This is a genomic window from Streptomyces sp. SAS_272, from assembly GCF_052543235.1.
On sequence record NZ_JBMNDR010000071.1, the window covers coordinates 16,155 to 41,012 of the forward strand.

23 protein-coding genes are annotated in these 24,858 nt (G+C 71.3%); 14 read left to right on the forward strand and 9 right to left on the reverse strand.

The features are described 5' to 3' along the window. Window position 1 precedes the first annotated feature (1 nt). On the forward strand, window positions 2-3,145 hold the full coding sequence (locus tag ACN6LD_RS31300; protein ID WP_445044964.1) for a Tn3 family transposase: 3,144 nt from the start codon (window positions 2-4) through the stop codon (window positions 3,143-3,145). A gap of 31 nt (window positions 3,146-3,176) precedes the next feature. Here the strand turns inward: ACN6LD_RS31300 and ACN6LD_RS31305 are convergent, their stop codons facing one another. Then, window positions 3,177-4,256 carry a serine hydrolase domain-containing protein gene (locus tag ACN6LD_RS31305; RefSeq protein ID WP_445044977.1) on the reverse strand — a complete coding sequence of 360 codons (1,080 nt, stop codon included), beginning with the start codon at window positions 4,254-4,256 and terminating at the stop codon, window positions 3,177-3,179. A gap of 225 nt (window positions 4,257-4,481) precedes the next feature. On the opposite strand from ACN6LD_RS31305, the gene ACN6LD_RS31310 reads away from it, so the two are divergent. The 5 genes from ACN6LD_RS31310 to moaA all read left to right on the forward strand — a co-directional run bounded on the left by ACN6LD_RS31310 (window position 4,482) and on the right by moaA (window position 9,599). Then, window positions 4,482-5,141: a TetR/AcrR family transcriptional regulator gene (locus ACN6LD_RS31310; protein ID WP_445044965.1), complete on the forward strand. Its 660-nt coding sequence runs from the start codon at window positions 4,482-4,484 to the stop codon at window positions 5,139-5,141. 174 nt (window positions 5,142-5,315) lie between these two features. After that, window positions 5,316-6,239 carry a recombinase family protein gene (locus ACN6LD_RS31315; RefSeq protein ID WP_445044966.1) on the forward strand — a complete coding sequence of 308 codons (924 nt, stop codon included), beginning with the start codon at window positions 5,316-5,318 and terminating at the stop codon, window positions 6,237-6,239. Between the two features lie 233 nt (window positions 6,240-6,472). Continuing rightward, window positions 6,473-6,829: a DUF485 domain-containing protein gene (locus ACN6LD_RS31320; protein ID WP_057582277.1), complete on the forward strand. Its 357-nt coding sequence runs from the start codon at window positions 6,473-6,475 to the stop codon at window positions 6,827-6,829. Next, the gene (locus tag ACN6LD_RS31325; protein ID WP_057582278.1) at window positions 6,826-8,451 is read left to right on the forward strand and encodes a solute symporter family protein; all 1,626 of its coding nucleotides are present in this window, start codon (window positions 6,826-6,828) and stop codon (window positions 8,449-8,451) included. Before ACN6LD_RS31320 ends, ACN6LD_RS31325 begins: the two co-directional genes overlap by 4 nt. 158 nt (window positions 8,452-8,609) lie before the next feature. Then, window positions 8,610-9,599, forward strand: a complete 990-nt coding sequence (gene moaA / locus ACN6LD_RS31330; RefSeq protein ID WP_319195385.1) for a GTP 3',8-cyclase MoaA — start codon at window positions 8,610-8,612, stop codon at window positions 9,597-9,599. A gap of 63 nt (window positions 9,600-9,662) precedes the next feature. Here the strand turns inward: moaA and ACN6LD_RS31335 are convergent, their stop codons facing one another. Then, the gene (locus tag ACN6LD_RS31335; protein ID WP_319195383.1) at window positions 9,663-9,896 is read right to left on the reverse strand and encodes a hypothetical protein; all 234 of its coding nucleotides are present in this window, start codon (window positions 9,894-9,896) and stop codon (window positions 9,663-9,665) included. Between the two features lie 197 nt (window positions 9,897-10,093). After that, window positions 10,094-10,501, reverse strand: a complete 408-nt coding sequence (locus tag ACN6LD_RS31340) for a DUF3099 domain-containing protein (protein WP_319195381.1) — start codon at window positions 10,499-10,501, stop codon at window positions 10,094-10,096. Window positions 10,502-10,703: 202 nt separating this feature from the next. Here ACN6LD_RS31340 and ACN6LD_RS31345 point away from each other — a divergent pair, with 202 nt between their 5' ends. Next, a complete protein-coding gene (locus tag ACN6LD_RS31345; RefSeq protein WP_319195379.1) occupies window positions 10,704-10,982 on the forward strand; it encodes a GlsB/YeaQ/YmgE family stress response membrane protein in 279 nt (92 codons plus the stop codon). A gap of 74 nt (window positions 10,983-11,056) precedes the next feature. Here ACN6LD_RS31345 and tyrS read toward each other — a convergent pair whose 3' ends face one another. Genes tyrS through ACN6LD_RS31360 form a run of 3 tightly spaced genes read right to left on the reverse strand, consistent with a single transcriptional unit; the run spans window position 11,057 to window position 15,291 of the window. Next, window positions 11,057-12,322: a tyrosine--tRNA ligase gene (gene tyrS, locus ACN6LD_RS31350; RefSeq protein WP_319195377.1), complete on the reverse strand. Its 1,266-nt coding sequence runs from the start codon at window positions 12,320-12,322 to the stop codon at window positions 11,057-11,059. Between the two features lie 54 nt (window positions 12,323-12,376). Further along, entirely contained in the window at window positions 12,377-13,771 is a 1,395-nt protein-coding gene (locus ACN6LD_RS31355; RefSeq protein ID WP_319195375.1) for a metallopeptidase TldD-related protein, read from the reverse strand. After that, window positions 13,768-15,291, reverse strand: coding sequence for a TldD/PmbA family protein (locus tag ACN6LD_RS31360; RefSeq protein ID WP_445044967.1), 1,524 nt, complete (start codon window positions 15,289-15,291; stop codon window positions 13,768-13,770). The genes ACN6LD_RS31355 and ACN6LD_RS31360 overlap by 4 nt, the downstream gene beginning before the upstream one ends. 243 nt (window positions 15,292-15,534) lie before the next feature. Here ACN6LD_RS31360 and fabG point away from each other — a divergent pair, with 243 nt between their 5' ends. The 3 genes from fabG to ACN6LD_RS31375 all read left to right on the forward strand — a co-directional run bounded on the left by fabG (window position 15,535) and on the right by ACN6LD_RS31375 (window position 17,555). Continuing rightward, window positions 15,535-16,254: a 3-oxoacyl-[acyl-carrier-protein] reductase gene (gene fabG / locus ACN6LD_RS31365; protein ID WP_319195371.1), complete on the forward strand. Its 720-nt coding sequence runs from the start codon at window positions 15,535-15,537 to the stop codon at window positions 16,252-16,254. 5 nt (window positions 16,255-16,259) lie between these two features. Further along, window positions 16,260-17,027 carry an enoyl-ACP reductase FabI gene (fabI, locus tag ACN6LD_RS31370; protein WP_445044968.1) on the forward strand — a complete coding sequence of 256 codons (768 nt, stop codon included), beginning with the start codon at window positions 16,260-16,262 and terminating at the stop codon, window positions 17,025-17,027. Window positions 17,028-17,204: 177 nt separating this feature from the next. Then, the gene (locus ACN6LD_RS31375) at window positions 17,205-17,555 is read left to right on the forward strand and encodes a hypothetical protein (RefSeq protein WP_319195367.1); all 351 of its coding nucleotides are present in this window, start codon (window positions 17,205-17,207) and stop codon (window positions 17,553-17,555) included. 16 nt (window positions 17,556-17,571) lie between these two features. Here ACN6LD_RS31375 and ACN6LD_RS31380 read toward each other — a convergent pair whose 3' ends face one another. Beyond that, window positions 17,572-18,261, reverse strand: a complete 690-nt coding sequence (locus ACN6LD_RS31380) for a FadR/GntR family transcriptional regulator (protein WP_319195365.1) — start codon at window positions 18,259-18,261, stop codon at window positions 17,572-17,574. Between the two features lie 82 nt (window positions 18,262-18,343). Between ACN6LD_RS31380 and ACN6LD_RS31385 the strand changes: the two genes are divergently transcribed. From ACN6LD_RS31385 to ACN6LD_RS31400, 4 genes are all read left to right on the forward strand, one after another. Continuing rightward, on the forward strand, window positions 18,344-19,834 hold the full coding sequence (locus tag ACN6LD_RS31385) for a CynX/NimT family MFS transporter (protein ID WP_445044969.1): 1,491 nt from the start codon (window positions 18,344-18,346) through the stop codon (window positions 19,832-19,834). Window positions 19,835-19,897: 63 nt separating this feature from the next. Then, on the forward strand, window positions 19,898-20,014 hold the full coding sequence (locus ACN6LD_RS31390; protein ID WP_306953524.1) for an SGM_5486 family transporter-associated protein: 117 nt from the start codon (window positions 19,898-19,900) through the stop codon (window positions 20,012-20,014). A gap of 263 nt (window positions 20,015-20,277) precedes the next feature. Continuing rightward, the gene (locus ACN6LD_RS31395; protein ID WP_319195361.1) at window positions 20,278-20,484 is read left to right on the forward strand and encodes a hypothetical protein; all 207 of its coding nucleotides are present in this window, start codon (window positions 20,278-20,280) and stop codon (window positions 20,482-20,484) included. 77 nt (window positions 20,485-20,561) lie between these two features. After that, on the forward strand, window positions 20,562-21,080 hold the full coding sequence (locus tag ACN6LD_RS31400) for a SixA phosphatase family protein (protein WP_445044970.1): 519 nt from the start codon (window positions 20,562-20,564) through the stop codon (window positions 21,078-21,080). Between the two features lie 235 nt (window positions 21,081-21,315). Here ACN6LD_RS31400 and serB read toward each other — a convergent pair whose 3' ends face one another. Beyond that, on the reverse strand, window positions 21,316-22,530 hold the full coding sequence (gene serB / locus ACN6LD_RS31405) for a phosphoserine phosphatase SerB (RefSeq protein ID WP_319197752.1): 1,215 nt from the start codon (window positions 22,528-22,530) through the stop codon (window positions 21,316-21,318). Window positions 22,531-22,809: 279 nt separating this feature from the next. Then, window positions 22,810-24,783 carry a streptophobe family protein gene (locus ACN6LD_RS31410; protein WP_445044971.1) on the reverse strand — a complete coding sequence of 658 codons (1,974 nt, stop codon included), beginning with the start codon at window positions 24,781-24,783 and terminating at the stop codon, window positions 22,810-22,812. Between the last annotated feature and the right edge of the window lie 75 nt (window positions 24,784-24,858).

Genomic DNA, 24,858 nt, shown 5'->3' on the forward strand with positions numbered 1-24,858 from the left:
GGTGCCGGTGGAATTTCTGACTGATGAGCAAGCGGCGGCGTACGGACGGTTCGTGGAGGAGCCGACGCGGCCGGAGCTGGAGCGGTTCTTCTTCCTGGACGACGTGGACCGGGATCTGATCGCGTTGCGCCGCACAACGGCGCACCAGCTGGGGTTCGCGGTCCAGATGTGCACCGTCCGGTACGTCGGCCGGTTCCTGGTGGACGACCCGCTGGACGTGCCGTGGTCGGTCATCGAGCACTTGGCCGCGCAGTTGCAGATCGAGGACGCGTCGGTGGTGAAGCGGTACACCGAGCGGGCGAAGACGGCATACGAGCACGCGTGGGAGATTCGGGACGCCTACGGCTACCACCCGTTCGAGGATGTGGAGTGGGGGCGCAAGTTCCGCGCGTTCCTGCACGGGCGGGCGTGGACGGGCGCCGAGGGGCCGGTGGCCCTGTTCAACCAGGCGGTGGGCTGGCTGCGGCGGCACCGGGTGCTGCTGCCGGGCGTGAGCGTGCTGGCCAAGCAGGTCGCCTCCGTGCGTCAGGTCGCGGAGAAGCGGCTGTACGCGACGGTGGCGGGCGCCGCGCGGAGGGCGGACGCGTCGCTGTCGGCGGATCTGGTGGCGCTGCTCGGGGTGCCGGAGGGGCGGCGGATCTCGGAGTTGGAGCGGCTGCGCCGGCCGCCGACGCGGACGACGGGCGCGAGCCTGGCGAAGGCGCTGGAGCGGGTGGATGAGATCTCGGCGTTCCGTCTGGGGCGGGTGAAGCTGGACAAGGTGCCGCCGAACCGGCTGGCGACGCTGGCGCGGGTCGGCCTGGGGTCGAAGGCGCCGATCCTGGATCGTACGCCGGAGCCGAAGCGCACTGCGCTGCTGACGTCGGTGGTGCGGCACCTGGAGGCGTCCGCGATCGACGACGCGCTGGATCTGTTCTCGGTGCTGATGCAGGTGAAGCTGATCAGCGCTGCGCGGCGGGCGACGGACCGGGACTGGCTCGCGGCCCGGCCTCGTGTGGCGAAGGCGTCGCGGATGCTCGATGGCGTGTTCCGGCTGTGGAGCGAGCAGTTGGATCTGATCGCCGAGAGCGGTGCCGACCTGGACGCGGGCGCGATGTGGCGGGCGCTGGAGACGGAGATCGGGCCGCGCGAGGACGTGATGGCCGCCTCGGCGCTGCTGGGAGAGCTGATCGGGCCTGCGGAGGAGGAGGCCGAGGCGGAGATGCGGCGCCTGCTGGCCACCCGCTACAACACGGTCCGCCCCTTCCTGTCGCTGCTTGGGGAGTCGCCCGCGCTGGGGGCGGCCTCCGGCGGCAAGCGAATTCTGGAGGCGGTGAAGCGGCTCCCGGCACTGGCCCGGCGGAAGGTGAAGGCCAAGCCGCTGTTGCCCCGTGAGATCGACGCCAAGCTGGTGCCGGCGGTCTGGAAGAAGGCGGTGTACTCCAACCCGGAGCTGCCCGAGGGCGCGGTGGACCGCGACGCGTACGTGGTGTGCGTGCTGGAGCAGTTGTTTCGCGCTCTGAATCGGCGTGACGTGTTCGCCTCGCCGTCGAACCGGTGGGCGGACCCGCGGGCGCGGCTGCTGGACGGCAAGCAGTGGGAGGCCGTCTCCGAGGACGTACTGCACGGCCTGAGCCTGGACGAGCCGGTCGTCGAGCACCTGGCGGGGCGGGTGCGGGCCCTGGACGCGGCTTGGCAGCTGATGGCGGAGCGTCTGGAGGAGGCCGGGCAGGACGCGAAGCTCAGCTTCGAGGTCCAGCCCAACGGCCGGTTGAAGCTGAACGTCGACCGGCTCGGCGCGCTTGGCGAGAGCGAGTCCCTGAAGTGGTTGCGCAAGATCACCGCGAAGATGCTCCCGAAGATCGACCTGCCGGACCTTTTGTTCGAGGTCGACTCCTGGACCGGGTTCCTGGGCGCGTTCGTGCACCTCGGGGACGGCCGTACCCGGATGGAGAATCTGAAGACGTCCCTGGTCGCGCTGCTGGTGAGCGAGGCGTGCAACATCGGCTACACCCCCGTCATCGATGCCGACGACGAGGCGCTCACCCGGGCCCGGCTGGTCCACGTCGACCAGTACTACCTGCGTGCCGACACCATCGCCGCGGCGAACGCGAAGCTGATCGAAGCCCAGGGGCGGGTGCCGATCGTGGAGCACTGGGGCGAGGGCCTGCTCGCGTCCGTCGACGGGCTGCGGTTCGTGGTGCCGAAGCGGACCATCAACGCCGGGCCGTCGCCGAAGTACTACCACTTCAAACGTGGCATCACCTGGCTCAACGCCGTGAACGACCAGGTAGCGGGCATCGGGCAGATGGTCGTGCCCGGCACCCCGCGCGATTCCCTGCACATCCTGGACACCCTGCTGAACCTGGACGGCGGGGTGAAGCCGGAGATGGTGGCCACCGACAACGCGTCATACTCCGACATGGTGTTCGGCCTGTTCTCCCTGCTCGGCTACAACTTCTCGCCCCGCTTCCGCGACCTGGCCGACCAGAGGTTCTGGCGGGCGGAGCTGCCCGGGGTAGAGACCGGCGGGTACGGGCCGTTGGAGCCGCTGGCCTGCAACAAGGTGAATCTGAACAAGGTGATCACGCACTGGCCGGACATGCTCCGGGTGATCGGTTCCCTGGTCACCGGGCAGGTCCGCGCGTACGACCTGCTGCGGATGTTCGGCCGCGAGGGACGTCCCACTCCGCTGGGCACCGCGTTCGCCGAGTACGGGCGGATCGCCAAGACCCTGCACCTGCTACGGGTGGTCGACCCGGTCGACGACACCTACCGGCGGCAGATGAACCGGCAGCTCACCGTGCAGGAGTCCCGCCACAAGCTCGCCCGGGACATCTGCCACGGCAAGCGCGGGCAGATTATGCAGGCGTACAAGACGGGCCAGGAGGACCAGCTCGGCGCACTCGGTCTCGTGCTGAATGCCGCCGTACTGTGGACGACCCGCTATCTCGACGCCGCAGTCGAGGAGTTGCGGACTCTGCCCGCCGGGGAGCGCGAGCACGACGTCCTGGACGAGGACGTCGCCCGCGTCTCCCCGCTCAAGCACGCGAACCTCAACGTACTCGGCCGCTACAGCTTCCGCGCCTCCACCCCGGTCGACGGCGGCCTGCGCCCGCTGCGTGACCCGGGTGCGGGCGGTCTCGACGAGGACGAAGAGGAATGAGAGCAGCCAACGGGTTCAGCAGCCGGCCCGGTCAGCCGTACATCGCCACGCGGTAAAGAGTCGCAAGCGCGTCGTCGATGGGATGGGGCTGCGGCTTACCGGAGGAGTCGAGCCTGTTCCACCTCTGCAGGTTCACCGCGACCGCCATCTGCCGCTTGCCGTCGGCACGGGTCATGGCCAGCGCCCCACCACCCCAGACCGTGCCGCCATGGCCCCAGAAGGTGCCCTGACCGGGACCCTCCATCGGGTGCAGGCCGAGGCCGTAGTCGATCGTCTTCCCCTCTTGGGAGATGACCGGGCCGGTGCGTTGCATCTGCGCCAGCGACGACGGGCTGACGATCTCTCCGGCCAGCAGCATGCCGTAGAAGCGGTTGAGGTCCGCGACGGTCGATATCAGGGAGGCCGCCGGGCCCACCCATGACATGTCGTAGACGCTGTAGTCACGCGGCGGGTCGATCATGCCGAACCACGCCTCGTAGAGCTGCGAGTGCGGCCCGTCGACGTGCGGTCCGGCGGGGAGTTCGGTGTCCCGGAGCCCGGCGCGCTCGATGATGTTCCGGGTGATGTACTGCTCGGCCGTGGTGCCGGTCACCTGTTCCAGGAGCTGGCCGAGGAGCAGGTAGTTGGTGTTGGAGTACACCCCCGGTGCACCGCCCGGGGCACCGACGGCGGGTGCGGTGACCCCCATCTCGATCAGTTCAGTTGGGTCGAACCGCGTGAACCGGTGGTCGTCCAGGCTCTGGGGCCCGGTGTCGGCGAGGACGGGGAACGCCTTGAGGGAGGGGTAGGCGTACGGGAGGTACTCGGCGAGTCCGCTGGTGTGGTTGATCAGCATCCGGACCGTGATCGTGTCACCGCGTTCTCCGGGAACCAGCTTCGGAAGGTACCGGCCGATCGGTGCGTCGAGCCCGACCTGACCGCTCTCGACCTGCTGCAGAACCGCTGCGGCGGTGAAAGTCTTGGTGATGCTGCCGACCCGGTGCCGCATGTCGGCGGTGACGGGGCGACCGGTGGCGACATCGGCGACCCCGACGGCGCCGCGCCACACCCGGTCGCCGTCACGCACCTCTGCGAACAGGCCCGGCATCCCGGCGCGATGGACGTTTTCCATGGCGGCATCCAGCGCCGCGGGATCCAGTGAGTTCCTCACGACATGCGTCCTTTCGCATTGCTCGGGGTGGGCTCCACGTCGGTCGCCCGACCCGGGTGACAGGGCACGCGTGGCACGTCGGCCCGCCTGCTGCCGGGTCGCTCGGCACGCTCATGTCCTCATTATGCACGCGGTGCGTGCAACACCAAGTACATAGGTTAGACTGAGTCTGACGAGAGGGGCGAAATGGCAGGTCGAAGGCGTTGGTCGACCGAGGAAATCCTGGATGCGGCAGTGGAGTTGCTGCGCACGAGCGACACAGAGACGTTCAGCGTGCGTAAGCTCGGCGCGGTCCTTGGGACCGATTCCTCCAGCCTTTACCGGCACTTCCGTAGCAAGACGGAACTGCTGCGCGCGGTCGCCGACCGGATCCTCCTGGCTTCCATGGACGGCTACCGCGCCGAGGGTGACTGGAAGCAGCGCATCACCGCCGTGGCCCTGCGCGTGAGGGAGGCGTTCGGTCAGCAGCCCCAGCTCGCCGCGGTCTGGGGGCGGTACGCATCAGGCGGCGCCGGTTCCCGGCTGGTCGTGGAAGAGGTGCTGCAGGCCCTGCGCGCGTCAGGACTGCCCGACGAGGACATCCCGGCGCGCTACCACCGGCTCGCGGTCCTTATCGCCGCACTGGTCGCCTCCGAGGCCGGAGTCAGCACCATCACCCCGGGAGAGTACGAACAGGGCATGGAGCTGTTCCGCGTCACGGTACTCGGCGCCGACCCTGAACGCTTCCCCGCCCTGGCCCACTTCGCTCGCGACGTCCGCCCTCTCGGGGTGGACCGCCGCGCCGCGTTCGAAGAGATCCTCGCCGCCCAACTGGCCCACATCGAGGCCGCAATCTGCCCGAGCTAGTCGACCGGCTCGTGAGCGTCGGCAAACGATCGAATGACGACAGGTGCCACACGCGTCCAATGAACCCAGGGATACAGGGGTTCCAGGTCGGCGCGAATCCAATCAGATCCAATGGTGATTGCTGACAGCGTTTAACGACAGATAGGGTCCGATCCTCCGCACGAAGGGCCCGAGATGGCGAACCTGGTCTACAAGCGGGTCTCGACCGACCAGCAGTCGACCGCCCGGCAGAACCTCGTCCTGGACGAGGCCGGGATCGACGAGCCGGTCGTCTTCGAGGAAGACCCGGGCACCTCCAGCCGCCTCCACCCGCTCCAGCGGCCGAAGTTCGCTGAGCTGCTGACGTACGCGCGGCCCGGCGATGTCGTCCACGTCTCCGAGATGTTCCGCCTGGTGCGCGGCACCGGACACATCCTCGACGTCCTCGACGTCCTGCACCGCGAGCGTCTCGCCCTGCAGATCCACGATGGCGCATTCTCCGCGATGGACCTCACTGCCCGTCACCCGCGCACCGGAGAGCTGCTGTCCACGGTGAAGTTCATGGTGCAGACCCTCGCGGCCGCCGGCGAGCTCCAGCGCGACCTGCAGCGGGAACTGACCTTCGACGGACTGCGGGCTGCGGAGGCCAAGGGCAACAAGGGCGGCCGCCGCCCGGCCATCACCGCCGGGAACATCGATGAAGTACGCGCCGCGTACCTCGACGGCCGGTCCATCGCCGCGCTGGCCCGCGAGTACGACGTCAGCCGCGGCGCCATCCGTACGGCCGTCGCCGATCTGATGCCCGAGCACACCGCGCCCGACCAAGAGGGCGGCGCCCCGGAGCTGTCGGTCACCCTCGACATGCCGGGCAAGGTCGCCGACTTCCTCCGCGCCGCCGAACTGGACGACGACGAGCGGACCGCGCTCGACCACGGCGCGACCGTACGACGCGGTCAGGGCTACACGCTTCGCGTCCCGGCCGTACCCGCGGTCCACCGCCAACTCCTCGCTCGCTGCCAGCCGCTCGACGCCCCGTCTGCGATCCCGGCACAGCGCAAGGCCCGCCGCGAGTACGCGAACCGCGTCAACGCCCTTCAGGCTGCTACAGCCGGACCATGATCAATCTCAGCGCCAACCACGGTTCGATTGATCCCCGGGGCCGGACTTCCGAACGCGACTTCTACGCCGGCGGCTGCCAACGCCGCCGCCGCCCGCACGGACACGACGAAACCCCGGCGACAAGTACCCGATCGAGTTGAACCGCCCCTAGCGCGCCGCCGTGCCCTTGGTCAGGGAGCCCGTGCACGATCGAGCCCCGCCCGACCCGCCCGTCCGCAATGCGAGGAGACTCCGTGGCCACCGAGACACCGCCCCCCTCGAAGACCCCCAGCCGGCTCCCCACCACCGAGGAGTTCGTCGCGGTGCAGGAGAGCGCGGAGTTCGGTGAACTGCGCGGCGCCTACCGCGGCTTCGCCTTCCCGCTGACCGTCGCCTTCATCGCCTGGTACCTGCTGTACGTCCTGCTCTCCAATTACGCGGGCGACTTCATGGGCACCAAGCTCTTCGGCAACTTCAACGTGGCGATGACCCTCGGCCTCGCCCAGTTCCTCACCACTTTCCTCATCGCCTGGTGGTACGCGCGAACCGCCGCCGCCAAGTTCGACCCCAAGGCCGACGCGATCAAGTCCCGGATGGAGAGCGGAGAATGAGCACCGCACAGCAGACCCTGCTCGCCGCGGGCGAGGCCAGTGAGCACCGCACACTGATCATCGTCCTGTTCTCGGTGTTCGTCGCCGCGACCCTCGTCATCACCGTCTGGGCCGGCCGCCAGACCAAGGACGCCGCCGACTTCTACGCCGGCGGCCGCCAGTTCACCGGCTTCCAGAACGGCCTCGCCGTCTCCGGCGACTACATGTCCGCCGCGTCCTTCCTCGGCATCGCGGGGGCCATCGCCCTCTTCGGCTACGACGGCTTCCTGTACTCCATCGGTTTCCTGGTGGCATGGCTGGTCGCCCTCCTGCTGGTGGCTGAGCCGCTGCGCAACTCCGGCCGTTACACCATGGGCGACGTCCTCGCGTACCGCATGCGCCAGCGTCCCGTCCGCACCGCCGCCGGCACCTCCACCATCGTGGTCTCGATCTTCTACCTGCTGGCCCAGATGGCGGGCGCGGGCGTACTGGTCTCGCTCCTGCTGGGCATCACCAGCGACGCCGGCAAGATCGGCATCGTCGCCCTGGTGGGCGTGCTGATGATCGTCTACGTCACCATCGGCGGCATGAAGGGCACCACCTGGGTGCAGATGGTCAAGGCCGTCCTGCTCATCGCCGGCGCCCTGCTGCTCACCTTCCTGGTACTGCTCAAGTTCGACTTCAACGTCTCCGACCTGCTGGGCTCGGCCGCCGACAACAGCGGCAAGGGCGCGGCCTTCCTGGAGCCGGGCCTGAAGTACGGCGCCACCGGCACCACCAAGCTGGACTTCATCTCGCTCGGCATCGCCCTCGTCCTGGGCACCGCGGGCCTGCCGCACATCCTGATCCGCTTCTACACGGTGCCCACCGCCAAGGCCGCCCGGAAGTCGGTCCTGTGGGCCATCGGCCTGATCGGCGCCTTCTACCTGATGACCCTCGCCCTCGGCTTCGGCGCCGCCGCGCTCATCAAGCCGGACGAGATCATCGCCTCCAACAAGGCAGGCAACACGGCCGCACCGCTGCTGGCGCTGCATCTGGGCGGCGTCGACTCCAACTGGGGCGCCATCCTGCTGGCCACCATCTCGGCGGTCGCCTTCGCCACCATCCTCGCAGTGGTCGCCGGCCTCACCCTGGCGTCGTCCTCGTCCTTCGCCCACGACATCTACGCCAACGTCATCAAGAAGGGCCAGGCCTCCGAGAAGCAGGAGATCAACGCGGCCCGTTACGCCACCGTCGGCATCGGCGCGGTCTCCATCCTGCTCGGCGCCCTCGCCCGCGACCTGAACGTCGCCGGCCTGGTCGCCCTCGCCTTCGCGGTGGCCGCCTCCGCCAACCTCCCGACGATCCTCTACAGCCTCTTCTGGAAGCGGTTCACCACGTCCGGGGCCCTGTGGTCGATCTACGGCGGCCTGGTCACCGCCGTCGGCCTGGTGCTGTTCTCGCCGGTCGTCTCCGGCAAGCCCAGCTCGATGTTCCCCGACGTCGACTTCCACTGGTTCCCCCTGGAGAACCCCGGCCTCATCTCGATCCCCGTCGGCTTCCTGCTGGGCATCGTCGGCACCCTCCTGTCGAAGGAGAAGCCCGACGACGCCAAGTACGCCGAGCTGGAGGTGCGCTCCCTGACCGGCACCGGAGCCCACTGAGCGGCCGTCCGCCCCGCACCGCCCGCGGCCGCGTCGTAGATCCCTACGGCGCGGCCGCGTCCACCTCGTGGGATCGGGCCCTTTCGCTGTCGGCGGCGTCACGTAGGCTCGCAGGTGACGGAACAGGCACGCGATCCACCACGAGGGAGGGGGCCCACGTGCTCATCGACACCTACGGCCGCGTGGCCACCGACCTGAGGGTCTCGCTGACCGACCGGTGCAACCTGCGCTGCACCTACTGCATGCCCGAGGAGGGCCTGCAGTGGCTGGCCAAGCCCGACCTCCTCACGGACGACGAGATCGTCCGCCTCATCGACATCGCGGTCGCCTCCCTCGGCATCGAGGAGGTCCGCTTCACCGGCGGCGAGCCGCTGCTGCGCCCGGGCCTGGTCGGCATCGTCGAGCGGGTCGCCGCGATGGAGCCCCGCCCCCAGACGTCCCTCACGACGAACGGCATCGGCCTGCGCCGCACCGCATCGGCCCTCAAGGCGGCCGGCCTGGACCGGGTCAACGTCTCCCTCGACACCCTGCGCCCCGACGTCTTCAAGACCCTCACCCGCCGGGACCGTCACAAGGACGTCCTCGAGGGCCTCGAAGCCGCCCGGGAGGCGGGCCTGACCCCGGTGAAGGTGAACTCGGTCCTGATGCCGGGCCTCAACGAGGACGAAGCTCCCGACCTCCTCGCCTGGGCCGTGGAGAACGACTACGAGCTGCGCTTCATCGAGCAGATGCCGCTGGACGCCCAGCACGGCTGGAAGCGCGAGGGCATGGTGACGGCCGGGGACATCCTGGCCTCCCTGCGCACCCGCTTCGACCTCACCGCCGAGGGCGAGCAGGAACGCGGTTCGGCCCCGGCCGAACGCTGGCTGGTGGACGGCGGCCCGCACCGCGTGGGCGTCATCGCCTCCGTCACCCGGCCCTTCTGCGCCGCGTGCGACCGCACCCGCCTCACGGCCGACGGCCAGATCCGCACCTGCCTCTTCGCCCGCGAGGAGACCGACCTGCGAGCGGCGCTGCGCTCCGGCGCCCCCGACGAGGAGATAGCCCGCATCTGGCGCGTGGCCATGTGGGGCAAGAAGGCGGGCTCCGGTCTGGACGACCCGAGCTTCCTGCAGCCGGACCGGCCGATGTCGGCGATCGGCGGCTAGCGCCGCCCCGGCGCCCGGCCCGGCCCGGGTGCCGGGACCGCTCGGACGGCCTCCAGACAGCCCTCACAAGGCCTTGTCCTGGGACCCCTCCGGGGGGTCCCACTCGGTCAGCGCGACCACGTCCTTGAGGAAGCCCCGGACCCCGAGGAACTGCGACAGATGCTCGCGGTGCTCCTCGCACGCGAGCCACGTCTTGCGCCGCTCCGGCGTATGGATCTTCGGGTTGTTCCAGGCCAGCACCCACACCGCGTCGACACGGCAGCCCTTGGCAGAACAGATGGGGGTCTCGTCACTCACGCAGTCGTCTCACCACACGCACACAAAGGCGACGCCGAGCAGCCACGGGGGGAGCTGCCCGGCGTCGGTCCGTCGCTCCGACGGGGGATGCGGAGCGCGTACGAAGTATGTCACGGCGGACCACCCCCACGGCACTGGAACAACATGATTGATCTGAGCTTTTCCTGAGCTTGGCGCACAGTCCGCTCATGGCCCGATCACGGCTGCCGCTCAGCCTGTCCGGGCGCCGGTTCCTCCCCGCCGGGTTCCGCGATGCCCTCCTCTTCGGGGGCGGATCGCGCGGAGCCGTCGTCCGCGCGCGCAGCCGCGATCTCGGGCCGCACGGGCACACCGACGAACGTCGAGGGAAGCGACGGCACGTTCTCCCGGCCGGCGTTGGCGACCACCACCGCGACATAGGGCAGCACCAGGCCCAGGACCAGCGCCACCACGGCCACATGCCGTTCCACGTTCCACAGCGTCGCCGCCAGGATCACCGCCACCGTGCGGACCGACATCGAGATGATGTAGCGCCGCTGCCGGCCCCGCACATCGTCCTGGAGCCCCTGGCGCGCGCCGGTGATCCGGAACACCTGGGCGTTCCCGCCGCCACCCTGCTTCCGCATGACATTCCCCGTCCGCCCGCGTCGTCCTTCCCCCGGCTCTCCACGTTACGCCGCGGCTGCGCCGTCCTGGAGACCGGGGCGTCTGCGGTCCGGGCGACCCTGCTGCGCCGTCCCGCGTACGGCCGTGCCCGACATGCGTCGTACGGCGGGCGGCCCGAGACTTGAGGCCACTGCTCACGTAGAGCCGGACAAGGAGGCAGCCATGGGCTGGTTGTGGGCGATCATCGTCGGATTCGTGCTGGGCCTGATCGCGAAGGCGATCATCCCGGGCAAGCAGCACAGCCCACTCTGGCTGACCACGATCTTCGGCATGCTGGGCGCGATCGCAGGCAACGCGATCGCCCGCGCCGCAGGCGTCGAGTCCACGTCCGGCATCGACTGGAGCCGGCACGCCTTCCAGCTGATCGCCGCCATCATCATCGTCGCCCTCGGCGACATGCTCTACATGGCGACGCTGGGCAAGAGGAAGCACCGGGCCTGAGCGCGCACACGACCAGGGCGGCCTCCCACGGGAAGCCGCCCCTTCGTCCGCCTGCCGCTCAGGCTGTCAGCGGGTCAGCCGGTGACCTCCACGGCGGCCAGGTTCTTCTTCCCTCGCCGCAGCACAAGCCACCGCCCGTGGATGAGCTCCTCCGCCGCGGGCACCGCGTCCTCGGCCGTGACCTTGACGTTGTTCACGTATGCCCCGCCCTCCTTCACGGTCCGCCGCGCCGCCGACTTGCTGGCCACCAGGCCGACCTCGGCGAACAGGTCCACGACCGGTCCGAGCTCGGCGACCTGGATGTGCGGCACCTCGGAGAGGGCCGCGGCCAGCGTCTGCGCGTCGAGGTCGCCCAGCTCGCCCTGACCGAAGAGGGCCCTGGACGCGGCGACCACCGCGGCCGTCTGGTCGGGGCCGTGGACCAGCGTCGTCAGCTCCTCCGCCAGCGCGCGCTGTGCGGCCCGGGCCTGCGGCCGCTCCTCGGTCTGCCGCTCCAGCTCCTCGATCTCCGTACGGGACCGGAAGCTGAAGATGCGCAGGAACTTCGAGACGTCCCGGTCGTCCGCGTTCAGCCAGAACTGGTAGAACGCGTACGGCGTCGTCATCTCGGGGTCCAGCCAGACCGTGCCGGACTCCGTCTTGCCGAACTTGGTGCCGTCCGCCTTGGTGATCAGCGGGGTGCCCAGGGCGTGCACCACGGCGTCGGGCTCGACCCGGTGGATCAGGTCGGTGCCCGAGGTGAGGTTGCCCCACTGGTCGCTGCCGCCGGTCTGCAGGGTGCACCCGTGCCGCCGGTACAGCTCCAGGAAGTCCATGCCCTGCAGGATCTGGTAGCTGAACTCGGTGTAGCTGATGCCCGCGTCGGAGTTGAGCCGCCGGGAGACGGCCTCCTTGGCGATCATCTTGTTGACCCGGAAGTGCTTGCCGACGTCGCGCAGGAACTCGATGGCCGACAGGCCCTGGGTCCAGTCCAGGTTGTTGACCATGACGGCCGCGTTCGGGCCCTCGAAGTCGAGCAGCGGCGCGATCTGCGCGCGCAGCCGCTCCACCCACTGGGCGACGACCTCGGGCGCGTTCAGCGTGCGCTCCGCGTTCGGCTTCGGGTCGCCGATCAGACCCGTGGCGCCCCCGACCAGGCCCAGCGGACGGTTGCCCGCCTGCTGGATGCGGCGCATCGTCAGGATCTGCACGAGGTTGCCGAGGTGCAGGCTGGGCGCGGTCGGGTCGAAGCCGCAATAGAACGTGACAGGACCGTCCGCGAACGCCTTGCGCAATGCGTCCTCATCCGTGGAGAGGGCGATCAGCCCCCGCCACGTCAGTTCGTCGACGATGTCCGTCACGGTCTCGGTCTCCTTGATGATCTTCGCGCAGTCGAGTGACTGCCGGCTACGAGGTTATACGCCCTGACTGACAGAGCTCATATTGAAGTCCGGCACCCTCAGGGCGGGCATCGCAGCCCTAGTGAACCAGTCGCTCCACTCCCTGGGCAGCGTCTTTTCCGTGCGCCCCGCCTCCGTCGCCCGCCCCAGCAGGTCGACCGGCGACTCGTTGAACCGGAAGTTGTTGACCTCGCCGACGACCTCGCCGTCCTCGACGAGGTACACGCCGTCCCGGGTCAGACCGGTCAGCAGCAGGGTCGCCGGGTCGACCTCGCGGATGTACCAGAGACAGGTCAGCAGCAGACCGCGACCGGTGGCGGCGACCATCTCCTCCAGCGAGCGGTCCGCCCCGCCGTCCAGGATCAGGTTGTCGGCCCCCGGCGCCACCGGCAGTCCGGTCAGCGCCGCGCTGTGCCGGGTGGTCGTCAGGTTCTTCAGCTCGCCCCCGCCGACCCACTCCGTGGACCGCAGCGGCAGCCCGTTGTCGAACACCGACTGGTCACCGCCGGAGGTGTGCGCGATGACGAACGGCGCGGACTCCAGGCCGGGCTCGTTCGGGTCGCTGCGCAGCGTCAGCGGCAGGTCGGTCAGCTTCTCCCCGAGCCGGGTGCCGCCGCCGGGCTTGGAGAACACCGTCCGGCCCTCGGTCGCGTCCCGGCCGGACGCCGACCACAGCTGGTAGATCATCAGGTCGGCCACCGCGGTCGGCGGCAGCAGCGTCTCGTACCGGCCGGCCGGCAGCTCGATCCGCCGCTCCGCCCAGCCGAGCCTTACGGCGAGCTCGGCGTCGAGCGCCGCCGGGTCGACGTCCTTGAAGTCGCGGGTCGATCGTCCCGCCCACGCCGAACGCGTGCGGTCCGGGGACTTGGCGTTCAGCTCGAGCGTCCCGTTCGGCTGGTCGTGCCGCAGCCGCAGACCCGTCGACGTGCCCACGTACGTCGAGACCAGCTCGTGGTTGGCGAACCCGTACAGCTCGCGGCCGCCCGCACGCGCGCGTGCGAACGCCTCGCCCAGCGCCGGCGCGAAGTCGGCGAACACCGCGGACGAGGTCTCGGCCGGCGCCTCCGTAAACTCGGGAGACGGCGCCACACCCGTGACCAGGGGCTGGGCGTCCTCGGCGGGGTGCGCACCGCGCGCGGCGGCCTCGGCGGCCCGTACGAGGGGCTCCAGCTCGTCCCCGGTCACCGCGGCGCGGGAGACGACGCCGGAGGCCGTGCCCTCCTTGCCGTCGACCGTGGCGATCACCGTGAGGGTGCGCCCGCGCGTGACGCCGTTCGTCGTCAGCGCGTTGCCCGCCCAGCGCAGGTTCGCCGTCGACTGCTCGTCGGCGATGACGACACAGCCGTCGGCCCGCGACAGCTCGAGGGCGCGCTCGACGACCTCGTGCGGCTTGGTGCTACGGGCGCTCATCGACCGGCCTCCTGCGTGGTGTTCAGAATGTTGACGCCCTTGAACAGGGCCGACGGGCAGCCGTGCGACACCGCCGCCACCTGACCCGGCTGGGCCTTGCCGCAGTTGAAGGCGCCGCCGAGGACGTACGTCTGCGGACCGCCCACCGCCGCCATGGAACCCCAGAAGTCGGTGGTCGTCGCCTGGTAGGCCACGTCCCGCAGCTGCCCCGTGATCCGCCCGTTCTCGATCCGGAAGAACCGCTGCCCGGTGAACTGGAAGTTGTAGCGCTGCATGTCGATGGACCAGGAGCGGTCGCCGACGACGTAGATGCCCCGGTCGACGCTGCCGATGAGGTCCTCGGTGGACATCCCGGCCGGATCCGGCCGCAGCGACACGTTGGCCATGCGCTGCACCGGCACATGGCCGGGGGAGTCGGCGAACGCACAGCCGTTGGACCGCTCGAATCCGGTGAGCTTCGCGATGCGCCGGTCCAGCTGGTAGCCGACGAGCGTGCCGTCCTTCACCAGGTCCCAGGACTGGCTCTCGACGCCCTCGTCGTCGTACCCGACGGTCGCCAGGCCGTGCTCGGCGGTGCGGTCGCCCGTGACGTTCATCAGCTCCGAGCCGTAGCGCAGCTTCCCGAGCTGGTCGAAGGTGGCGAACGAGGTGCCGGCGTAGGCGGCCTCGTAGCCGAGCGCGCGGTCCAGCTCGGTGGCGTGCCCGATGGACTCGTGGATGGTCAGCCACAGGTTGGACGGGTCCACGACCAGGTCGTACAGCCCCGGGTCCACGCTCGGCGCGCGCATCTTCTCGGCGAGCAGCTCAGGGATCCGGGCCAGCTCGTCGTCCCAGTCCCAGCCGGTTCCGGTGAGGTACTCCCAGCCGCGTCCGGCGGGCGGCGCGACGGTGCGCATCGAGTCGAACTCGCCGCTGGACTCGTCGACCGACACCGCGTTCACCGCCGGGTGCAGCCGCACCCGCTGCTGGGTCGTCACCGTCCCGGCCGTGTCGGCGTAGAACTTGTTCTCGTGGACGGTCAGCAGCGAGGCGTCCACGTGGTTGATGCCGTTCGCCGCCAGCAGCCGCGTGCTCCAGTCCGCGAGCAGCGCCGCCTTCTCCTCGTCCGGCACGGTGAACGGGTCGATCTCGTAGGACGAGATCCACGTCTTGTCCGCGTGCACCGGCTCGTTCGCCAGCTCCACCCTCTCGTCCGAGCCGGCTGCCTTGATCACCTGCGCGGAGAGCTTGGCCATCGCCACCGCCTGCGAGGCGACCCTGGCCGCGGCGTCCATCGTCAGATCCACGCCGGACGCGAACCCCCACGTGCCGCCGTGCACGACCCGCACCGCGTACCCGAGGTCGGTCGTGTCCGAGGACCCGGCGGGCTTGGCGTCCCGCAGCCGCCAAGAAGCGCTGCGCACCCGCTCGAACCGGAAGTCCGCGTGCTCCGCGCCCAGCGCTCGCGCGCGCGCGAGCGCGGCGTCGGCGAGGGCGCGCAGGGGTAGGGCCGTGAAGCTTTCATCGATGGTATGGGGCACCTAGGTCTCTCCCTGGTGTCGTCGCGGGTGAAGACCTCGATCATGTCGCGCCCGGCGGCCCCCGGACCACACCTTTCCGGGCCGCTTGCGCAAACTTTCTGTAGGGACCCCACAGTCAGCCCCGTGAGCCACTGTCGGTGCCCGAATGTCGTCGCGAGGAAGCAGACCGATAGGTTTCGGGGGAAGCCGCCTGCCACCGAGAGTTCGGGCGGTGCGTCAGACCCCTATCGAAAGGGTGATCCGTTGAGCCGCTCGGTTCTCGTCACCGGAGGAAACCGGGGCATCGGCCTCGCCATCGCCCGCGCGTTCGCCGACGCCGGCGACAAGGTCGCCATCACGTACCGCACGGGCGAGCCCCCGGCCGCCCTGACGGAACTGGGCTGCCTCGCCGTCAAGTGCGACATCACCGACTCCGAGCAGGTGGAGCAGGCCTACAAGGAGATCGAGGCCGAGCACGGCCCCGTCGAGGTCCTGATCGCCAACGCCGGCGTCACCAAGGACCAGCTGCTGATGCGCATGTCCGAGGAGGACTTCACCTCGGTCGTCGACACCAACCTGACCGGCACCTTCCGCGTGGTCAAGCGCGCCAACCGCGGCATGCTGCGCGCCAAGAAGGGCCGCGTCGTGCTCATCTCCTCGGTGGTCGGGCTGTACGGCTCGCCTGGGCAGTCGAACTACGCCGCCTCCAAGGCCGCCCTGGTCGGCTTCGCGCGCTCCCTCGCCCGTGAGCTGGGATCCCGCAACATCACTTTCAACGTCGTCGCGCCCGGCTTCGTCGACACCGACATGACCAAGGTGCTCACCGACGAGCAACGCGCGGGCATCGTCTCGCAGGTCCCGCTCGGCCGGTACGCGCAGCCGCAGGAGATCGCCGCGGCGGTGCGGTTCCTCGCCTCGGACGACGCCTCGTACATCACTGGAGCCGTCATTCCCGTTGACGGCGGACTGGGAATGGGTCACTGATCACCATGAGCGGAATTCTCGAGGGCAAGCGCGTCCTGATCACCGGTGTGCTGACGGAGGCCTCCATCGCCTTCCACACCGCCAAGCTGGCCCAGGAGCAGGGCGCCGAGATCATCCTCACCGCGTTCCCGCGGCCCACGCTGACCGAGCGCATCGCCAAGAAGCTGCCCAAGCCCACCAAGGTCATCGAGCTCGACGTCACCGACGACGAGCACCTGGGCCGGCTGGCCGACGTCGTCGGCGAGGAGCTCGGCGGCCTCGACGGCGTCGTGCACTCCATCGGCTTCGCCCCGCAGGACGCCCTCGGCGGCAACTTCCTCAACACGCCGTTCGAGTCCGTCGCCACGGCGATGCACGTCTCGGCGTACTCCCTGAAGTCGCTCACCATGGCCTGCCTGCCGCTGATGCAGAACGGCGGCTCGGTCGTCGGCCTCACCTTCGACGCGTCCTTCGCGTGGCCCCAGTACGACTGGATGGGCCCGGCCAAGGCCGCCCTGGAGGCCACCAGCCGCTACATGGCGCGCGACCTGGGCAAGCAGAACATCCGCTGCAACCTGGTCTCGGCGGGCCCGCTCGGCTCCATGGCCGCCAAGTCCATCCCGGGCTTCAGCGAGCTGGCAGCCGTCTGGGACGACCGCGCGCCGCTGGAGTGGGACCTCAAGGACCCCGAGCCGGCCGGCCGCGGCGTCGTCGCCCTGCTGAGCGACTGGTTCCCCAAGACGACCGGCGAGATCGTCCACGTGGACGGCGGTCTGCACGCCATCGGAGCCTGAACCCGGGCCTCCGGCCGGCTTCTCGGCGCCCCGCTCCCCGCATCGCGTGTGGGGGCGGGGCGTCACTCGTTCGGCGTACCTGTCCGGGCGGCGGACGGGCACGACCGGGCACGCTGGAGTGCGCGCCCGTACGACGCGCGCGGTTCCCTCCCCAGCTCGGCCGAGGAGGTCCCCCTTGTGCGCCTGTCCCGCAGCCTGGCCCCAGCGACCGTCGTCGCGCTCTGTCTCGTGTTCTCGCTGCCGTACGACGCGTCGCCGCACGCACGCGTGAAGGCGGGCGCAGCCGCCGTGCCGAAGCCGTTCGGCGCGGAGTGCCGCGTCGGCGTCCACGGCTCCCGCGTCGTCGCCTACTGCCACAACCCCTACGCCGACACCGACCGGGTCCGACTGCACATCGAGTGCGACCGCTGGTGGGACCTCGACACCGACGGCGCGCCCGCGGACGCGGGGCCCGCCCGGACCGTACGGCTCACCGGTCGCTGCTGGAAGGAGGTCCGCTCGGCCTGGGTCAGCCACCAGCGGGTGTGAGCCCTGCGAGGGGCGGTCAGCCGGCGGGCGGGTCGAACCGGCCGGGCCGGCACACCAGCGGATAGCTCGCCGCCTCGACGGCGGCCGCCTCCGCCTCGCCCGCGCGGATCGCGTCCACCAGCCGGGTGTGGTCCATGTAGGTCTCCGGCGTGAGTTCCGCACCCACGTCCTCGCGCAGCCAGTCGCGCAACACCGCGCCGAGGTCCGCGTACATCGCCGTCATGACGTCGTTGTGGGAGGCCGCCACGACGGCCAGGTGGAAGGTCGTGTCGGCCGCCACGAACGTCTCCGCGTCGCCGGACTCCCACGCCTCCTCGCGCCGCAGCAAAAGCGCGTCCAGCTGCTTGAGGTCCTTCTCGGTGCGCCGTACGGCCGCCAGCTTCGCCGCGCTCGACTCCAGGGTGGCGCGCAGTTCGGCGATGTGCCCGGGGTCGGCGTCGGCGAAGCGGCGGTGCATCACGCCCGCCAGCTCGCTGGTCGCCACGACGTACGTGCCCGAACCCTGCCGGATGTCCAGCAGGCCGTTGTGCGCCAGCGCCCGGACCGCCTCACGGACCGTGTTGCGCGCGACGCCCAGCTGCTCGACCAGTTCCGGTTCGGTGGGAATGCGCGCGCCGACCGGCCACTCGCCGGAGGTGATCTGGGCGCGCAGAGCGGCGATGACCTGCTCGGACAGCGCCGAGCGGCGGGGATGGCTCAGGGGCATGGCACACCTTCGCACGGGCGGGGCGTTCGGGTGGTGCCCGGGCATGGACAACCAATCATCCTATGATTCTATGATGGACGGCATGGCGAGCGAGCAGACACGGCCCACGGCCGCACCCCCCACCCGTGCGCAGCCCACGCACGAGCCCTCGAGCACCGCCACGCGCGCGTGGCGGACACGGCTGCTCGTGGTCGGCATCGTGCTGGCCGCCGTCAACCTGCGCCCTGCCATCACCAGCCTCGGCGCGCTCCTCCAAGAGGTCCGCGACGGGCTCGGCATGAGCGGCAGCGTGGCCGGAGTGCTCACCTCCGTGCCCCCGCTCTGCTTCGCCGCCTTCGGCGTCATGGCCCCCCGTCTCGCCCGCCGCTTCGGGTCCGGCGCGGTCGTGTGCGCGGGCATGGCGGCCATCACCGCCGGACTGATCGTGCGCCCCTACGTCGGCGGCACCGCCGGCTTCCTCGCCGGCAGCGCCCTCGCCCTCATGGGCATAGCCGTCAGCAACGTCCTGATGCCGGTCATCGTCAAGCGCCGCTTCCCGGACCGGGTGGGCTCCATGACCGGCCTGTACTCGATGGCCCTCGCCCTCGGCACCGCCGTCGCCGCCGCCGCCACGGTGCCCATGACCGGAGCGCTGGGCGGCAGTTGGCAGACCGGCCTCGCGGTGTGGGCGGGCCTCGCGGCGGCGGCCGTCCTGCCGTGGCTGCCGCTGGTGCGCGACCACGACCACGACCGCGCCATCGGCCACGGGCACCGGCAGGGGCAGGGGCAGGGGTACGGGCACAGCACGGCCCCGGGCGGCGCGCGGGCGGCCGCGCGCCCTGACCCGGCTCCCGCCCGGGAAGCGCAGCAGCGGTCGTTCGGCCGGCACTGGCGAGGTCGGTCCCGGTCGGACCGCTCGTCGTCCGCCCGGGCGTCGTCGGGTGGCCGCTCGTCCACCGGCCACTCGTCCACGGGCCGCTCGTCCACGGGCCGCCCGTCCGCCGACCGGCTGCGCATCACCCGCAGCCGCACCGCCTGGGCGCTCGCCGTCTTCTTCGGCCTCCAGGCCACCGCCGCCTACATCACCATGGGCTGGATGCCACAGATCTTCCGCGACGCGGGCGTGCCGGCGAGCACCGCCGGACTGCTCCTCGCCGTCACGATGGCGATGGGCGTGCCGCTGGCCTTCGTCATACCGCGCGTCGCCACCCGGCTGCCGCACCAGGGCCCGATGGTGGTCGCGCTCGGCGCCTGCGGTCTCGTCGGGTACGCCGGCCTGTACCTGGCTCCGGCCGGCGGCGCCTGGGCCTGGGCCCTGCTGCTGGGCGTGGCCAACTGCGCCTTCCCGCTGGCGCTCACCATGGTCGGGATGCGCGCCAGGACCGGCGCGGGCGTGGTCCAGCTCTCCGCCTTCGCCCAGAGCACCGGCTACCTGATCTCCATCCCGGGTCCGCTGCTGGTCGGGGTGCTCTACCAGCACAGCGGCGGCTGGGGCCTGCCCCTCGCGCTCATGACGGCGCTGATGATCCCGCAGACGGTCGTCGGCGTCCTGGCCGGCCGTGACCGCACGGTGGAGGACGAGGCCGTCCGCTGACCCGGCGGGCTTCCCCGGCCCCCCGACGCCACCGCCCGGGCCGGCGGGTGCGAGACTTGCCGCATGCCAGTGCTCGACCCGAACCCGCGCGACGGCCAGAAGAAGATGCTCATCGTCTTCGGCTCGTTCCTCGCCATCTTCGTGATCATCGCCGTCATCGCGACCATCGCCTCCCCCTGACCCCGGGCCTCTCAAGCCGGCCGCCGGGCGCGTGCTGCGCGGCTGCTGCGGTGCTCGTGCTGCGTGGCGCCTGGCCCGGACGGCCCGACGCGTCCCCGGGGGTGGGGTTAACCCCCCAGTCCCCTAGGGGGTGAGGGTCAGGGTCAAGTGGGTGGGTCACCGGATGGGTTGACGGCGCCCGCTTCCGTAACTTCGAACTGTGACCGCGCGACGCGGATCACCGGCCACGGCCTGCGGACGACTCGAAGACAGCGGAGGCACCCATGCCGGCCCCCACGCACTCCAAGTCCCACCCGGCCGCCTCGGGCGGCGTGGACAACCTGCTGCCCTGGTGGGCGCTCGCCCTCCCGACGCTGGCCTTCATCACCCTTCTGGTGCTGATACTGAACCCCGTCGACGCGCACGCGGCGGGCGGCGACCCGGCGATCACCCATCTCGTCGAGCGCGTCCAGCAGCTCGTCGCCCGCTAGGGCGGCCCGGGACCGCTGGTGGGGCCGCATGTCAACTCCCTGCGCCCCGTGGCCTGTTTCGTGCGAAGCTGGGAGTCATGAGCGTCGCAGAACCCCGCAGGATCGTCCTCTTCCGCCATGCGAAAGCCGACTGGCCGCAGGTGATCGACCACGAGCGTCCGCTCGCTGAACGGGGCCGGAAGGACGCCGCCGTCGCCGGACGCAAGCTGACCGACACCGGCATCCCCATCGACCTGGCCCTGTGCTCCACCGCGGTCCGCACCCGGGAGACGTGGAAGCTCGCCGTCCAGGAGTTCCCGCACCGGCCGAAAACCGTCTATGAGGAGCGGATCTACGAAGCCTCGCCGGGCGAGCTGATCGCCCTGCTCAACGAAACCCCCGACGACGTGCACAACCTCGTCCTGATCGGCCACAACCCCGGAATCCAGGGGCTCGCCGACGTCCTGTCCGGCCAGGTCGACGGCGACGCGGGGGAGCGCATGCACAGCCGGGGCTTCCCGGCAGCTGCCTTCGCCGTCATCGCCTTCGACGGCTCCTGGAAGTCGCTGGAGCCGGGCGTCGCCACGCTGCTCGACTACTGGGCCCCCTCCGAGTAACCCACCCGGCACGTGGGAGGGCCCGGCGCCGCCGCAGCGCCGGGCCCTCCGTGCTCGTCTTGCGCCCGTCCCGCGTCCGTCACCCGCCGGTGCCGGTCCGCATTCTTCGCTGCCGGTCCGCACTCGTCCCGGCCGTCTCCACTCGTCCCGGCCGGTTCCCCCGTCCGGCACCCGCTGCAGGCCGGTGTACTCGGCCGATCGGATTCCGAACGGATGTGCCCTCGCGAGCGCCGGGCTACTGCTCGTCGTGCATCTCGGCGGCCTCGACCTCTTCGCGGGTGATGCCGAGCAGATACAGCACGGTGTCCAGGAACGGCACGTTCACCGCCGTGTGCGCCGCCTCGCGCACCACCGGCTTCGCGTTGAAGGCGACTCCCAGCCCGGCCGCGTTCAGCATGTCCAGGTCATTGGCGCCGTCGCCGATCGCCACGGTCTGCGAGAGCGGCACGCCCGCCTCGGCGGCGAACCGGCGCAGCAGCCGCGCCTTGCCCGCACGGTCCACGATCTCGCCGGTCACCCGGCCGGTCAGCTTCCCGTCGACGATCTCCAGCGTGTTGGCCTGGGCGAAGTCCAGGCCGAGGCGATCCTGCAGATCGTCCGTGACCTGGGTGAATCCACCGGAGACGACGCCCACCTGGTAACCGAGCCGCTTCAGCGTCCGGATCAGAGTCCGCGCTCCCGGGGTCAGCCGCACCTCGGCGCGCACCTTGTCCACGACCGAGACGTCCAGCCCCTCCAGCAGCGCCACGCGCGCGTGCAGCGACTGCTCGAAGTCGAGCTCGCCGCGCATCGCCGCAGCCGTCACCGCGGCGACCTCGTCCTCGCAGCCGGCGTGCGCGGCGAAGAGCTCGATCACCTCGTCCTGGATGAGCGTGGAGTCGACGTCCATGACGACGAGCCGCTGGGCCCGCCGGTACAGACCGGCGTCCACCACGGCCACGTCCACGCCGAGCGCCGCCGCGTCCGTGACCAGGGCGGTGCGCAGCGGCCCGGCCGCCACGCCGGAGACGGCGAACTCGACGGCGGTGACCGGGTACTTGGCGAGCCGGAAGATACGGTCGATGTTGCCGCCGGCCTTCGTGATCTTCGCGGCGATCGACGCCGTGGCCTCCGCGGTGAGCGGGTGCCCGAGCACGGTGACCAGCGACCGGCCGACACCGCGCGGACGGTTGTCGCCGGTGCCGGAGATGATCTCGGCCTGCATCTTCATCGACTCGGCCCAGCTGTGCACCGTCGAGCGCAGGTCTCCCTCGAGGCCGGCCTGCGGCTCGGTCACGAGAGCGCACAGCACCATCCGGCCCCGCGTGACGACCTGCTCGATGTCGACCACGTCGACGGAGTAGGCGGCGAGGGTGTCGAAGAGGCCGGCCGTGATGCCCGGCCTGTCCTTGCCGAAGATCTTGACAAGGAGCGTGGGCACGTCAGAGGACGAAGTCTGCAAAGCGCTCATGGTGTACCCACCGTATCCGGCACCCAGTGCCGCCCGCCGCTCAGGTCCGCCTGACGGACAGCGAACAGTTCGCGTCCCCCGGAAAACGCCCAGACCGACGCCCCTCACGACGCCCAGGCCGACGCTTCGGTCGACGCCCGGTCGACGCTCGCCCCGACGAACGGCGACGCTCCGCCCGCGTCCACGCCGGTGGCCCCGCCCGACCGCTCGGGCGCGGGCCGGCCCCGCCCCGCTTCGCCGGCCCCGCCCGCCCGGCGGGCGCTGTGGGACGGACCTTCCTCACCTGGGTCCCCGCGGCGTCCTCGGCCCCCGGGGCGGCGCAGGCGGCGGGGGAGGCGGTGGAGGCGGCGGGCCCTCCTCCGGCCCCGTCGGCGGACGCTCCCCCGGGCGCGGGCCGGGGCGCGGACCCGCAGGCCGCCGGGACGAGCGGGGCGAGGGCCCCATGGGCCGGACGACGGTCGGAGCGCCGTAGACGTCGTCAGGCCCAGGAGGCGGTTCGTCCCGCCGTGAACTGCCGTAGGGCCCCGACGGCCCGGTCCCGCTCTCCCGGGTGGCCCCCGGCCGCGCGTCCTGCGGCTCGGTCGGCTCCTGCGGGTCCCTGAGCTCGTCCGGAACGCGCAGGTAGGGATTGGTCGCCGGGTTCGGCGGCCGGTACGACACGCTCGGCGCGTACGGTCCGGCCGGGTCACCCGACTCTCCCGGAGACCCGTGGTCGGGCCGCGCCCTGCCCGCCGCGCGAGTCGTCGGCCGCGGGCGCCCCGCGTCACCCCGTGCCGTCTCCGCCGCCCACGCCCACCGTCCCGCGGCCCCGGTGAACCGGGCCAGCAGCGCCCCGGCGGCGCCCGCCCCCGCACCCCACGCGCCGCCCAGCAGCAGTGCCGTGCCGGGCCGCCCGTGCAGCTCGACACCGGCCCCGAACGCGTCGAACCCGAGCACGGAGAGCGAGGCGTTCACGGACACCTCCGTCAGCCGGACGAGCAGGAGCAACGCCAGGGCCGTCACGACCCCCAGCCGCAGGGCACAGCGCGCCACGAACCCGCCGACGCCGACCTGCCCCGTCTCCGCGCCGGCCGTCTCCGTGCCGACCGTCTCCGCGCCGGCCCCCACCGCGCCCACCGAGCTCGCCCCGCCTCCCGTCCAGGCCGCCCCCGTCGGCGTCCGCACGGCCGTCAGCACCCCCGCCAGCAGCATCATCAGGGCCGTGGCCACCCCCAGCAGCCACACCCGTCCGTCCAGCTCCGCGAGGCGGCCCAGGGTCACCGGCTGCTCGGCGCCGACGCGCAGGAGGTCGTCCACGGGGTGGGGGAGCAGGTCCGTCAGCGCACCCGTGGCCCGGCCGTCCCACGGGACGAACAGGCCGAGCGGAACCCCCAGCCAGACCCCGTTCGGCGCGCCGAGCAGCGCCGCTCCCGCGATCCGCCGGGGATGGTCGTCGCCGACCGCCGCGTACGCCGCCGCGGCTGATCCGGCCGCCACGGCCACCAGCAGCACGGTGACGACGGCCGACGCCGCCGGGCGCACCACCCGGTGCACCGGATCCCAGCCCTGCGGCAACGGCGTCCGGCGCGAGGCCAGCAGAGCGATCAGCAGGATGCCGAGCGACCAGCCGAGGCCGCCGAGCAGCGTGGGCGCCGTGTCGACGCCGAAGCCGACCGCGGCCCGCGCGTCGACGAGATCGCCGAGCCGGTCGGGCAGCAGACCCCCGATGTCCCCGAGCCCCGGGACCTCGAGACCGCCCCCGCCGCCTCCGGGAAGGTCGTCCAGGCCCAGCGAGCTCCCGTCGAGCGTGATGACGTCGTGCCCCGCCCAGGCGAGTCCGCCGAGCATCGCCACGAAGAGCGCGACCACCGAGCCCACGCGCGCGAGGAGTTCGGCCGGGGCGACCGCAACTCCGGCCGTGCGCAGGGACCGCAGGAAGAACCACGACAGCAGCAGCGCGCCCACCAGGCTCACCCCCAATGGCGTGATCTCGATGGCCGTGGCCGTCTGCGCGCCGGTGAGACCGAAAGCGGACACGTCACCGGACGGCGTCACCGAGCCGCCGGCGCCCAGGACGACCACCGCGGCCGTCATCGGGCCCAACGATCCGGCGGAGTCCGCCTCCAGCAGATGCAGGCCCAGCGCCGCCGTGCCCGCCATTCCGATCAACGACCAGCTCACCGCGGCGATCGCGGCCAGCAGTACGTCCAGCCATGGCACGCCTCCGGCGCCCACCGTCTTCCCACGGCCGTCGACATCCCTACCGGCGCCCATGCAGACCCCCCGATCCGCAGCGCGGGGCGGGCGAAGATCGCCGCTTCCGTCCCCCTCGCGTGCGTTTACCACTCT

Coding starts and splice junctions, on each gene's coding strand:
- ACN6LD_RS31305 (WP_445044977.1), bottom strand. CDS start 4,256: ATGGAAAACGTCCATCGCGCCGGGATGCCGGGCCTGTTCGCAGAGGTG.
- ACN6LD_RS31310 (WP_445044965.1), top strand. CDS start 4,482: ATGGCAGGTCGAAGGCGTTGGTCGACCGAGGAAATCCTGGATGCGGCA.
- ACN6LD_RS31315 (WP_445044966.1), top strand. CDS start 5,316: ATGGCGAACCTGGTCTACAAGCGGGTCTCGACCGACCAGCAGTCGACC.
- ACN6LD_RS31325 (WP_057582278.1), top strand. CDS start 6,826: ATGAGCACCGCACAGCAGACCCTGCTCGCCGCGGGCGAGGCCAGTGAG.
- ACN6LD_RS31340 (WP_319195381.1), bottom strand. CDS start 10,501: ATGCGGAAGCAGGGTGGCGGCGGGAACGCCCAGGTGTTCCGGATCACC.
- ACN6LD_RS31345 (WP_319195379.1), top strand. CDS start 10,704: ATGGGCTGGTTGTGGGCGATCATCGTCGGATTCGTGCTGGGCCTGATC.
- ACN6LD_RS31355 (WP_319195375.1), bottom strand. CDS start 13,771: ATGAGCGCCCGTAGCACCAAGCCGCACGAGGTCGTCGAGCGCGCCCTC.
- fabI (WP_445044968.1), top strand. CDS start 16,260: ATGAGCGGAATTCTCGAGGGCAAGCGCGTCCTGATCACCGGTGTGCTG.
- ACN6LD_RS31380 (WP_319195365.1), bottom strand. CDS start 18,261: ATGCCCCTGAGCCATCCCCGCCGCTCGGCGCTGTCCGAGCAGGTCATC.
- ACN6LD_RS31385 (WP_445044969.1), top strand. CDS start 18,344: ATGGCGAGCGAGCAGACACGGCCCACGGCCGCACCCCCCACCCGTGCG.
- ACN6LD_RS31390 (WP_306953524.1), top strand. CDS start 19,898: ATGCCAGTGCTCGACCCGAACCCGCGCGACGGCCAGAAGAAGATGCTC.
- ACN6LD_RS31395 (WP_319195361.1), top strand. CDS start 20,278: ATGCCGGCCCCCACGCACTCCAAGTCCCACCCGGCCGCCTCGGGCGGC.
- ACN6LD_RS31400 (WP_445044970.1), top strand. CDS start 20,562: ATGAGCGTCGCAGAACCCCGCAGGATCGTCCTCTTCCGCCATGCGAAA.
- serB (WP_319197752.1), bottom strand. CDS start 22,530: ATGAGCGCTTTGCAGACTTCGTCCTCTGACGTGCCCACGCTCCTTGTC.
- ACN6LD_RS31410 (WP_445044971.1), bottom strand. CDS start 24,783: ATGGGCGCCGGTAGGGATGTCGACGGCCGTGGGAAGACGGTGGGCGCC.